The organism is Streptomyces viridifaciens, from assembly GCF_001888885.2.
Classification (GTDB): domain Bacteria; phylum Actinomycetota; class Actinomycetes; order Streptomycetales; family Streptomycetaceae; genus Kitasatospora; species Kitasatospora aureofaciens.
Map to the genome: position 1 here is coordinate 212,669 of NZ_CP090841.1, position 11,407 is coordinate 224,075.

11 protein-coding genes are annotated in these 11,407 nt (G+C 73.6%); 5 read left to right on the forward strand and 6 right to left on the reverse strand.

Annotation, left to right across the window (positions count from 1 at the left end; all coding sequences use genetic code 11):
* Positions 1-39 precede the first annotated feature (39 nt).
* From BOQ63_RS08510 to BOQ63_RS08520, 3 genes are all read left to right on the forward strand, one after another.
* Entirely contained in the window at positions 40-1,242 is a 1,203-nt protein-coding gene (locus tag BOQ63_RS08510) for a DUF6777 domain-containing protein (protein ID WP_143174677.1), read from the forward strand.
* Positions 1,243-1,500: 258 nt separating this feature from the next.
* The gene (locus BOQ63_RS08515) at positions 1,501-2,307 is read left to right on the forward strand and encodes a nucleotidyltransferase family protein (protein ID WP_030284505.1); all 807 of its coding nucleotides are present in this window, start codon (positions 1,501-1,503) and stop codon (positions 2,305-2,307) included.
* Positions 2,304-2,675, forward strand: a complete 372-nt coding sequence (locus tag BOQ63_RS08520; RefSeq protein WP_072653979.1) for a hypothetical protein — start codon at positions 2,304-2,306, stop codon at positions 2,673-2,675. The genes BOQ63_RS08515 and BOQ63_RS08520 overlap by 4 nt, the downstream gene beginning before the upstream one ends.
* Before the next feature lie 16 nt (positions 2,676-2,691).
* Here BOQ63_RS08520 and BOQ63_RS08525 read toward each other — a convergent pair whose 3' ends face one another.
* Positions 2,692-4,305: an LCP family protein gene (locus tag BOQ63_RS08525; RefSeq protein WP_094742931.1), complete on the reverse strand. Its 1,614-nt coding sequence runs from the start codon at positions 4,303-4,305 to the stop codon at positions 2,692-2,694.
* The gene (locus BOQ63_RS08530; protein ID WP_050366345.1) at positions 4,298-4,870 is read right to left on the reverse strand and encodes a DUF6542 domain-containing protein; all 573 of its coding nucleotides are present in this window, start codon (positions 4,868-4,870) and stop codon (positions 4,298-4,300) included. The genes BOQ63_RS08525 and BOQ63_RS08530 overlap by 8 nt, the downstream gene beginning before the upstream one ends.
* Before the next feature lie 258 nt (positions 4,871-5,128).
* Here BOQ63_RS08530 and BOQ63_RS08535 point away from each other — a divergent pair, with 258 nt between their 5' ends.
* Complete coding sequence (locus BOQ63_RS08535) at positions 5,129-5,335, forward strand: antitoxin (RefSeq protein ID WP_030553075.1); 207 nt, start codon at positions 5,129-5,131, stop codon at positions 5,333-5,335.
* Between the two features lie 83 nt (positions 5,336-5,418).
* Positions 5,419-6,108 carry a lytic transglycosylase domain-containing protein gene (locus tag BOQ63_RS08540; protein WP_191093532.1) on the forward strand — a complete coding sequence of 230 codons (690 nt, stop codon included), beginning with the start codon at positions 5,419-5,421 and terminating at the stop codon, positions 6,106-6,108.
* Between the two features lie 13 nt (positions 6,109-6,121).
* On the opposite strand, the gene galE is transcribed toward BOQ63_RS08540, so the two are convergent.
* From galE to BOQ63_RS08560, 4 genes are all read right to left on the reverse strand, one after another.
* Positions 6,122-7,138 (reverse strand): UDP-glucose 4-epimerase GalE, encoded by a 1,017-nt coding sequence (gene galE, locus BOQ63_RS08545; RefSeq protein WP_046386987.1) that lies wholly within the window; start codon positions 7,136-7,138, stop codon positions 6,122-6,124.
* A gap of 173 nt (positions 7,139-7,311) precedes the next feature.
* Positions 7,312-7,932, reverse strand: a complete 621-nt coding sequence (locus tag BOQ63_RS08550) for a hypothetical protein (RefSeq protein ID WP_150475752.1) — start codon at positions 7,930-7,932, stop codon at positions 7,312-7,314.
* 122 nt (positions 7,933-8,054) lie between these two features.
* Positions 8,055-10,247: an RICIN domain-containing protein gene (locus tag BOQ63_RS08555; protein ID WP_223885873.1), complete on the reverse strand. Its 2,193-nt coding sequence runs from the start codon at positions 10,245-10,247 to the stop codon at positions 8,055-8,057.
* A gap of 458 nt (positions 10,248-10,705) precedes the next feature.
* Positions 10,706-11,155, reverse strand: a complete 450-nt coding sequence (locus BOQ63_RS08560; RefSeq protein ID WP_141763754.1) for a hypothetical protein — start codon at positions 11,153-11,155, stop codon at positions 10,706-10,708.
* Positions 11,156-11,407: the final 252 nt, after the last annotated feature.

Here is an 11,407-nt window from a genome sequence, read left to right on the forward strand (position 1 = left end):
GTAGCCGCGGCGGTGGTGGCGGCGGCTGTGGTGGCCACCGTGCTGATCGTCAGCAACCAGGGCGGCAAGAACGAGGCCGTTCCGACCGCCAACGAGGTCGCCCTGCAGGCCCCGGCCGACCCGGGGCCTGCCCCGTTCACCCCGTCGGTGGAAACCCAGGGCATGAGTGCTCCGGCGCCCGCCCCCTCGACCAGCGCGCCGGCCCAGCCGGGCAGCCCGGCGAACGGCAGCCCCACGGCCGTCCTGCACAGCGTGCAGGGCAGCTCGGCGGGGCTGTACGGCGGGACGATGAGCAGGCCCAGCTGTGACACCGAGCGGCTGATCGGCATGGTGAGCAGCGGTGACACCGGTCGGGCCTGGGCCTCGGCAGCGGGGATCGAGCAGTCCGCCATCCCGTCCTACCTGCGCTCGCTGACCTCGGCGTACCTGCGGGTGGACACCCGGGTGACCAACCACAGCTACAAGAGCGGCGCCGTGGTGGAGTTCCAGTCGGTGCTGCAGGCGGGCACCGCCGTCCTGGTGGACGCCCGGGGCGTGCCCCGGGTGCGGTGCGCCTGCGGCAACCCGCTGAAGCCGCCGACGCTGGTGAGCAACGCCAAGTACAGCGGGAAGGCCTGGACGGGTTTCGAACCGAGCACGCTGATCGTGGTGGTCCCGGCGCCGCAACCGGTGCCCGAGATCGTCCTGGTGAACGTGGAGACGGGGGGCTGGTTCGCCCGGCTGACCGGGCGGGCCGACGTGGTGGACAAGCGCGTCGACCAGCCGAGGGGCCCGCTGGTGCCGGGCATCCCGCCGCCCGCCCCGTGGAAGCCGACCGGCCCCGCGGCGACGGCTTCGGCCTCCGGCAGGACCTCCTCCCGGTCCGGATCGCCGACCACCTCGGGTACCACGTCCTCGGGTGCGACCTCCTCCAGGGCTACGTCTTCGGGTGCCGGCTCATCCGCCGCGACCTCCTCCGGTGCGACCTCGTCGGGCGCCACCTCCTCCGGCGCCACCTCCTCCCGGCCCCCCACCGGGACGGGCTCGGCCTCGGCCACCTCCTCGACCAGTACGAACAGGCCCTCCGAGAGCACCGCGACGACGAGCACCTCGTCCGGCTCGACGTCCACGTCCTCGTCCACGTCCACCACCGGCTCGACGCTCACCCAGCCGCCTTCCGGCAGGACCACGACGAGCACCGGCCCCACCAGCACGACGACGGCCGGCACCTCCGCCCCGACCACAACCGAGGGCACGCCCTGACCCGGGTCCCGCCGCCACCGTCCGCCCAGCGACCGGTGGTGACGGCGTGGCTCCGGGCAGCAGCACCTTCGCGTCCTCCGGTCCCAGCAGCCGCCCGTCCGCGGCGTGCACCTCCACCGGGGCGTCCGGCGCGCCGGACGCGCGGTCGAGGCGTTCGTGTGCGATGAATGCCGGCACGCACCACTGACGATTCGACCGGGCGGCGAATCCGCGCATTAATCGGTGGCTGACGACGCCGCGAACCGGCAGAGTGCCGCCATGATCGGCGAAGGACTGGACGAGGACGGGTACATCGCGCGGGAGGGCTCGCCGGAGCGCGTCGCGGCGGAGTTCGCCCCGGTGGTCGACGCCGCCCGGGAGCGGATCGCCGCTGCCTTCGGCCCCGCGCGGCTGCACAGCGCCTACCTGTACGGCAGCATCCCCCGGGGCACCGCGATCCCCGGCGTCTCCGACCTCGATCTGCTGCTCGCCCTGCGCCACGAGCCCACTCCGGCCGACCGCGCCGGGGCCGACGCCCTGGAGGCCGCCCTCGATTCGGCCTTCCCGCAGGTCAACGGCGTCGGCGTGCTGCTGTTCGGCACGGACACCCTGCTCAGTGAGCTGGAGCGGCACGACCTGGGCTGGTTCATCGCCTGCCTGTGCACCCCCCTGCTCGGCGAGGACCTCGCGGAGCAGCTCCCCCGCTACCGCCCCACCTCCCTGCTCGCCCGCGAGACCAACGGCGACCTCGCGCTCGCCCTCCCCCGCTGGCGCGAACGACTGGCGGCCACCGCCCCGGACGGCGGTCTCACGGCGCTCAGCCGTGCGGTCTCGCGCCGCCTCGTCCGCACCGGATTCACCCTGGTGATGCCCCGCTGGAACGGCTGGACCAGCGACCTCACCGCCTCCGCCGAGGCCTTCGCCGCCCACTACCCCGACCGCGCCGAGCAGATGCGCCTCGCCGCAGCCGTCGCCCGCACCCCCACCACGGACCGGGCCGTCCTGGCCGTCCTCATCGACGACCTGGCTCCCTGGCTGGCCGCCGAGTACACCGCCGTCCACGGCGAGAAGGCGCCGCGCCCGTGACCGGCGACCCCCTCGTCCGCGAGGTCTTCCCCGACCTCCTCCACGAGCTGACGGCGCTCCTGGAGGCGGAGGGCGAGGCAGAACTCGCCGCCGGCGCCCGGGATCTGCGCCTGGTCGCGGACTGCGGCTGCGGCGACGACTTCTGCCAGAGCTTCCGCACCGAGCCCCACCGGGGCGGTCAGCCGTACGGCCCGGGCCATCGCTGCGTGCCGCTGCTGCCCACGGAGGGCACTCTGATCCTGGACGTCGTCGACAGCCGGATCGTCTACGTCGAGGTTCTCGGCCGCGAACCCCTGCGGGATCTGCGCCGGCCCCCGGACCAGCCCGGTCACCAACCCGATCACCGGCCCAGCCGGCCGAGCCGGTGACCGTTCGTGATACGGCTCAGTCCACGCAGGGAATCCCGCCGGCCTTGACCGCCGGCCCCTGCATCGGCAGTCCGGCGGCCGGGTCGGCGGAGCCGTCGGCCGGTGCCGAGGCGCCCGCGGAGGGCGTGGCCGGGGTGGGGGTCGGGGTGTGGGTGGCGGCTAGGGTGACGCGGACGTGGCCCGCGGCGACCGCCGCGGAAGGAGCGGCGGTGACGCCGTAGTGCGCGGCGACCGCCTGGGCGTCGGCCTTGGCGCCGCTGCCGTACGTCACCGTGGTGGCGCGGGTCCGCGCGGGGGCGTCGCCGATCCTGCCCGCCTGGTAGCCGAGGGCGACCAGGGCCTTGGACTCGGTGGCCGCCGCGCCCGCGCCCGCCGCCGCGTTGACGTCGACCACGGACTTGGGCGCGCCGCTCGGCGAGGGCGTGGGCGAGGCCGTCTCGCTCGCGGCGGAGACGGGCGCCGTCTCCGGGGCGGTGAGTGCCGCGTCCCGGTTGAACAGCTGCCGGACGATCTTCTTGATGAGGTCCGGGTTGACGGTGTTGACCTCCTGCCCGCCGACGGTCTTGAACCCGGTGATCGGCAGGGTGTTGAACTCGACGTTGCCGCCGGTCAGGTTGGGCGCCTGCTGGGCAAAGTCGAGGATGTTCCACTCGTTGTCGATCACGACGTCCTTCTTCACCACCCCGAACAGCTTCTGCATCTGCCCGAAGTCGTTGAGGACGCCCTGCTCCTTGAGCCGGTACTCGACGGAGGAGATGAACGCCTGCTGCCGGTGGGTCCGGTCGAGGTCGCCGTTGGTGAGGTGGTGGCGCTGGCGGACGAAGGACAGCGCCTGGGCGGCGTCGAGCGAGCTGATCCCGGCGGGCAGCTTGAGGCCGGTGCCGCCGCCCTCGTGGGTGGCGGTCCGGGCGATGATCGGATCGTCGACCGGGTGGTTGAGGCAGACCTGGATCGGCTCGACCGCCTTGGCGATGTCGTAGAAGCCGATCAGGTTGACCTCGGCGAAGTGGTCGACGGGGACGTCCAGGAAGCTCTGCACGGTCTGGATGGTGGCCGAGCGGCCCGCCTCCCGGCTCTGCCGTTCCAGTTCGGCCTTGGAGAGCCCCTTGCCGGCGAGCTTCGCCTCGGCGGCCTCCTTGGCGATGCCGTAGGCCTCCTTGATCTTGTGCATCTTGCCGTCGGCGCCGACGGTCTGCACGTAGTCGTCGCGCGGGACGGACAGCGCGGTGACCTTGCCCCCGTTGGCCGGGATGTGCAGCACGATCAGGGCGTTGGTGTTGTAGCCGCCGATCTCGCTGGAGCCGGCGTGCAGTTCGTCCTCCACGAACTGCTTGGGCAGGTCGTTGCCGTCCATGTCCTTGCGGCTGTCCAGCCCGATCAGCAGCAGGTTGACGGACTTGTCGAGGTGCGGCGGGGCGTTCCGCTTGGCGTCGGCCAGCGCGGTGGACTTGATCATGCCGTCGTCCAGGCTGCGGTACTCGAACCAGGTGAAGCCACTCGCGCCGAGCACCACGACCGAGACGGTACAGGCCAGGGTGCGGCCGGCCACGGTCAGCGGGTCGGAGCCGCGGCGCGGGTCGGAGCCCCGGCCGGGCACCCGGCCGCGCGGGCGGTTGCTGCGCTCAGCCACGGCGCCCCCTTCCGCTCGGGGCAGTGGACCTGACGGGCCGGCGGCCTTCGAGCACCGTCCGGACCACGATCACCAGCAGTGCGACGGCCACCGCCTCGGCCATCACCGGGAACGCCTCGACCACCCAGCGCACCGCACCGGCGCCCAGGCCCTTGCCCTGGTACCGGACGGGATCGGACAGGTATTCGACGCCCGAGGCCGTGAGCAGCACCACCAGCGGGGCACCGGTCACCACCCACCAGCGGCCGCTCCGGCTGCACAGCAGGGCCGCGATGCCGGTGCCGAGCACCGCGCCGACCGCGAACAGGATGCCGACCCCGGGGCCGCCCAGCTCGTCCGCGGTCCCGCCGAGCAGCGGGAGCCCGACCGCCGCGAGCGCGGCGACCAGGCTTCCGCGTCGGCGGGCCTGCTGCCTGCGGCGCGAGGCCCCGCTCCGCTGGGCACGGCCCTGTCGCGACGGGTCGGTGGCGCCACCGGCGCCGCGGGAGCGCTGGGCGGGCACGGCGGGGTCCTCGGTGCGGGTTCCCGCGTCCTGGTACGACGTTCTCGCCCGCTGGCCGGCCATGCGCACTTCCCTCGATCGTTTCGGCTGCGGCGGCGCGACCACGCCACCGCTCGTGCCGGGACGCCACCGGTCCCGTGGCAGTTCCCACCGTCTTCAGGCCCGTAGAAGCTGGTGTGGAGCATACAAATCCATTTCAGCAGAGTCATCCACCGCCGTTCCGCGACGGCGGACCGCCTTTCCCGGCCCTCGTTAGGATGACCATGATCCCCGCCACGTCGGCACACCAACAGGAACGCGCCAGAGGAGCAGAGCGTCACCATGTTTGAGAGTCTGAAGAACCTCGCCGACAAGGCCACCGACCTCGCCCGCGAGCACGGCGACGTGCTCGGGCAGGGTCTGGAGAAGGTCGGCGACGTGATCGACGACCACACGGACGGCAAGTACAGCGGGCAGATCGACACCGGCGTGGAGAAGGCGAAGGACTTCCTGCGCAATCTCGACGGGGACCGGAAGCCGGCCGAATAGGGCCGGAAGGGCCTCCCGAGGGGCACGGTCGACCGTACGGCGATCGAACTGGATGACGAGTGAACGGGGAGGGACCGGCAGCGGTGGCTGAGGAGCAGAAGGGACCGCGCTGGGGGCGCTGGATCGTGATCGGCGTCCTGGCCGCGGCCGGGTGGGGCATCGTCCGCGGGGGCGGCCACGAGCCCGCCGCCTCCTCGGCGGTGCCCTCCTCGCCCCCGTCCGCCACCGCCTCGGCACCCTCCTCCGCCGCCCCGCACGCGTCCTCCACGGCGCCGTCGAAGGCATCCGGCGTCTACGAGCTGGCCGACTACGCGGCGCCCGTGCGCAAGTACGCCGCCGAGGCCGGGGTCAACCCCCAGCTGTTGATGGCGATCCTCTACAACGAGGCGTACAAGCCGCACGACCCGGACTTCGAACGGGCCTGGCAGCGCAACAAGCCGGACGCCGCCTTCGGCATCGCCAACATGCACCGGGCCGCCTTCGACGACACCAAGCCGGGCCGCCCGTTCGCCGACCGCCGCTGGGAGGAGCTACCGGACGACCGCGACCTGGCGATCGAGGCCGCCGCCTGGCACCTCCACGACCTGGCCGGCCGGCTGCCCGCCCGGGTGAGCGCCCCGCTGGACAAGGACGAGCTGCTCGCCCTCGGCTACAACGCCGGGGCGGGCAACATGCTCGCGTTCGCCCGGGGCGTCAAGATCGGCTCGCAGGCGCAGTCCTACCTGGACCGGCTGCACGACAACTGGGCGCGGTCCGGCGAGGCCGTGAAGTAGGCGCCGGAGGGGGTCAGCTGACGCCGAGCCGGGTGGCCCACCTGGCGCGCCAGGCCAGCGCGTCGGCGACGCCCTCGGCGAGGCTGTGCTTCGCCGTCCAGCCGAGCAGCTCGCGGGCGGCGTCCACGGAGGCGTAGCAGCCGATCACGTCGCCCGGGCGCGGCCCCGCCTCACGGACGTCCAGCTCGGTGCCGACGGCCCGTTCGAAGGCGGCGACCAGCTCCCGGACGGTGGTGCCCTCGCCCGTCCCGACGTTGATCGCCCGGTAGCGGTCGGCCGCGCCGGGGGCGATCACCTCGTCGAACCGGAGCAGCGCGGCGACGTGGGCCTCCGCGAGGTCCTGCACGTGGACGTAGTCGCGGATGCCGGAGCCGTCCCGGGTCGGCCAGTCCACGCCGGTGACGGTGAACGGGGTGCCGTGGGTGTGCGCCTCGATCAGCTTGCCGAGGGCGTGGCTGGGGTTGAGGTTCTGCAGGCCGGTGCGCAGCCGGGGGTCGGCTCCGATCGGATTGAAGTACCGCAGGGCGATGACCCGTTGCTGCTCGGCCCCCTCGCCGCGGGTCCAGTCCTGGAGCACCTGCTCCATCATCAGCTTGGTGCGTGCGTACGGGCTGTTCGCCTCGACCGGGGAGTTCTCGTCGACCCGGCCGTCCGGGGTGGGCGCGTAGATCGAGGCGGAGCTGCTGAAGACCACCCGGGTGCAGCCGTGGCGCTGCAGGGCGTCGAGGAGTTCGACGGTCTTGGCGACGTTCTCCCGGTAGTAGAACAGCGGCTTGGCCACCGACTCCGGGACGACGATCCTGGCCGCGCAGTGCACGGTGGCATCGATGTCCGGGTGCTCGGTGAAGATCCGTTCCAGCAGGGCCGCGTCGGCGATGTCGCCGTCGTAGAAGACGCGGTCCTCCACGAACTCGGCGCGGCCCCGGGACAGGTCGTCCAGGACGACCGGGGTGATGCCCCGGTCGAGCAGGGCCGAGGCCACGGTGCTGCCGATGAAGCCGGCGCCGCCGGTGATCAGGACCTTCCTCATGCGCGGTTGCTCCCTTGCGATCGGCCGGGCGCCCGGTGACGCCCGGTGATCATTGGGACGTGATCGGTGCGCGCCCGGTTCCCGCCGGCGGTGCGTCGTCTACCGACGGGCGGCGGGCAGCAGGCGGCGGCCCGGCAGGCTGCGAGCAGCAGGCGGCGCCGTCCTCCGGACCGTCAGCGACGCCGTGCGCGGGCGCGCAGCCGGAAGCCGGTGGCGACCAGGGCTACGGCCGCGGTGGCGGTGGCGATGGCGGCCCAGGTGGTGGCGTCGTCGGTGGTCTCGCGGACGGGCGCGTCGTGGGCGGGAGCGGCGGGAGCGGCGGCTGCGGCCGTGGTGGTGCGGGCGGCGGAAGCCGCGCCGGGGGTGGCGGGTGGCGCGGAGGTGACCGTCGCCCCCATCGGAGCAGGGTCGCTGATCGCCACGGCCTCGACGTCGAGTTCGCGCTCACCGTGGCCCAGCGAGGGGAAGGCGCAGTCGACGGCGACCTTCCAGTGCCCGGCGGGCAGCAACTCACGGGTGGTGTACGTCCCCGGCTGCCCCGGCACCGGCACCAGCCGCCAGGGGCCGATGGTCCGGCCGTCGGCGGCGGTCGCGGAGAGCGTGCCGGCGAAGTCCTCGGTGACCGGGTCGTGGTCGTTCTCCCAGGTGGCGACGGCCCTGACCCGTCCGTTCTGCTGCCCGTCCACGTCCAGGTGGACGGTGTCCCCGTGGGCGGCGGCGGGTGCGGCGGCGGGCAGGACGGCCGCGGCGGCGAGGACGAGGGGGGCGAGCAGCGGGCGGGTGCGGATGCGCATGGCGGGCGGTCCTCGGGCGGTGGGCGTGCGGGGAGCGGGGAGCGGTGGCGCCGGGTGCGGCCGCCCTCGGATTGGGGGGCGGCCGCACCCGTGGTGCGCCGGGGTGGAGCGGGCTTCCGGGCCTACGAGGTCTTCAGCAGCGACCAGCTCTGGTAGGGCCGGCCGTTCGGCTGCTGAAGCTCCAGCAGCCAACCACCGTAGTACCAACGGTCGCTGAGCCCGAGCACCAGGGTGGAACCGTCCGCCGTGAGGGTGAACCCGCCGTCGCCGGGCGTGAGTTGCCACTTCTGCGCGGCGGCGTCGGCGCACGGCTGCTGCGCCACGTACTGCCCGGCGACGGGCGTGCCGCCGAGCTGCAGGCACTTCCCGGAGCGCGCCGACTTGATCCGCACGGCGCCGTTCCCCGCGTCCTCGAACAGCCACTTCTGGTTGGCGTAGCCGGTGCGCTGGTAGCCGATCGCCACGGTGCCGTCGTTCATCGAGCTGCCCCACAGGTCGGCGGCCTGGCCGGTGAGGCCGTTGACCATCGTGTAGTGGGTGCCGGGCTGCGGGCGGCCGCCGTCGGCGAGGGTGTGGAAGCCCGCCTGGCGGCCGGGCTTGCCGACCTTTCCGGCCGCGTCGCGGACGGCGACGGCCACGGTGTAGCCGGTTCCGGGGGCCAGTCGGACCACGCCGACCACGGTCGAGCGGACGGTGCCGATGGTCTGGCCGTTCAGCTGCACGTCGTAGCCCGCGGCGGCGGGGACGGCGGTCCAGCTCAGTACGACCGAGTTCTGGGTGATCTGACTGACCGTCACTTCGGGTCCGGTGCCGCCCGTGGTCGGGGTCGCGGTCGGGGACGGCGACCCGGTCGGTGTGGCGGTGGGGCTGCCGGTGGGCGTCGGGGACGGCGAGGGCGTGCGGGTGGGCGTGCCCGTAGCCGTCGGACTGCCGGTCGGAGTCGGGGTCGCGGTCGGGGTGGGCGTGGGGTTCGGGCCGGTGCCGTTGCCCGCGATGAGGAAGCGGTTGTTCGCCACGTTCCAGTGCGTGGCCAGGTAGCTTCCGGGCGCGGGGTTCGTGTTGTAGTAGTCGTCGTGGTTGCAGTCGAGCCGGTCGTCATGGGCGCGGTCCGGGCAGACGGTCCGCATCTGCGGATAGTAGGGGGCGTCCGAGTAGCACATGATGTCCCACTCGTCCGTGCAGTGGCCCGCCTTGCTGGAGTTCGGTGCACTGTTGCTCACCGCGCCCAGGTTGTGGCCGAGTTCATGGGCGGCGGTGGTGCCGCTCCAGCAGCCGGAGTCGGTCCGGCCGTACGAGGGGCCGAAGTTGCTCAGGTTGTCCTGGCCGGAGCGCTCGTCGCCGGCGAAGGTGCCGATCCCGCAGTACACCTTGGCGTCGGTGAACATCATGTACTTGCGGTCCTTGCGGTTGAACCCCTGCGCGGCCAGGGCGCGGTTGCTCGCGTTGAAGTCCTGGATCTCGGCGTCCGAGATCTGCACGTTCAACACCGAGGCGGTGCAGTCGGGTTCGGTGACGAAGCGGACGTGCCGCACACCGCCGGTCTCGGCGGCGCTGGCGTTGTAGATGACGTCGACGTCAGCGGCCCACTTCTTGAACGAGGGCAGGTACTGGGCGAACCGGTCGTTGCCCGGGGTGTGCACGTACACCACCTGGACGCGGTTGCCACTGCTGCCGTCGCCCTCGCAGACCAGGCCCGACCCAGCCGCCGGGGCCCCGGCCTCCTGGGGTGCGGCGGCGGTGCCGGAGTCACCGAGCAACGCCTTCTGGGTGGCGTCGAGGACGGGCGCGCCGCCCTTCAGCAGGTCGGCGGCCGCGGGCGGTTGGGCGCCCGCCGCCGGGGTGAGCGCGGGCGCCTGGGCGGCCGGGGTCGCGACCGGCGGGGCGTCCTTGTGGATGTCCACGTCCTTGGGCGGGGCGTCCGGGCCGTGGCTGCACTGGGTGCTGCCGGTGACCTCCAGCATGTTGCCGCAGCGGTCGCTGGTCGGCAGGCTCAGCCCGGCATAGACCAGGCCGCGGTCGGGCTGGTCCTTGGGTATCGCCTTGGGCGGGGCGGCCTTCTCGTCCCGCTTCGGGGCGGGCGCCCTGGTGGCGCCCTCGGCGGTGCCGGTCTCCCCCGACCCGCCGTCGTCCGCGACCGCGTCGACCGGCGCGTCCGCCACCGCGACGGCGTTGTGCACCGCTCCCGGCTCCAGAGCCGTGTTCAGGCCCAGGGCGCCCGCGACCAGTCCGGCCGCCACCGCCACGGCGACCAGTGCACTCCTGCGGGTGAGCCTGCGGCGCCTGCGCCGACGGAGCTCACTGCTCCGGTGTCCCATCGCGTTCCTTTCCTCGTGCGACGGTCCGCGCCCGGTGGTGCGGGGCTCGGACCTTCCGACACAAGGGAGAGCGAGGGGGACGGCCGGGGATAACAGAAACCTCTTGCGAAATTCCTGGACGCGTTCGAGTCAGCAGGCAGGGCGCGCCGCCCGCGGGTGGCGAAACGAGGACGCGGTCGGGGGCGGAGGCAGGGCAGCGGAGGCAAGGGCGGCCGCGGTCTGCGCGAGGGGCGGGCACGTAGGTGCCGGGGGGCGCACTGGGGGGTGCGCGCTCCCCGGCAGGGGGTGGTGGCGGCCACCCGGCCGGAGCCCAGGGGCCTGCGGCTCCGTCGGCCGCGAGGAACGCCAGACCTCTCGACCGGTCGCGACCAGCGCCCTGACCAGGGAGGCTTCCGCCCCGGTCATGCCATCGCCGACCGGTACATGGCGGCCCGCCACCCACAGCGAGGGCCGGGGACTCAGGCCGCGACCGGCATCCGGGCCACCCGGCAGCCGCCGTGCAGCCGGGCCAGCCCGGCGGCGAGCACCGCGCGGTCGCCGGCGAGCCACAGCCGCAGCGCGGCGGAGAGCGCGGCGCTGGCCGGACCGAGCGCCGACCCGCCGGTGTGCACCAGCCGCTCGCCCAGCAGCGGCAGCAGGTCCGCGACCTCGGAGGGCAGCCAGAGGGTCACCGCGCAGGGCGCGGGCCGGGCGAGGACCCGCAGCAGCGGCAGCACCGAACCGTCGTCGTGCAGCGCCGGGATGACCTCCAGGAGCCCGTCGACCGCGACCCCGGAGACGTCGCCGCCCTGGCCGCGTGCGAGGTCCCGCAGCAGCGCCCGTTCGGCGGCGGCGATCCGGACGGTCAGCATGACCTCGTCGTCGCAGTCCATGGTCCCGGTGTGGCCGTAGTGGCACATACGGGTCATCAGGCCCCTCCTTCTCCACCGGCCATGCTGGCGCTCGCACGGCCGTACGGGCGAGGGCCGAAAGACCCTGCCGCCCGGACCGTGCACGAACCACCGCGATGGACGCATCCCCACAGGTCGGGCCGATACGACGGGACGTACCGTCGGACGGGACGATGATCCGCGCGGACCGGACCCGGACGGATCGGCCGTTTGAGTGATCCACACGCGTTCGGCGCAACGCTCACCGGACCGGCGCGTTTCCCATGACGT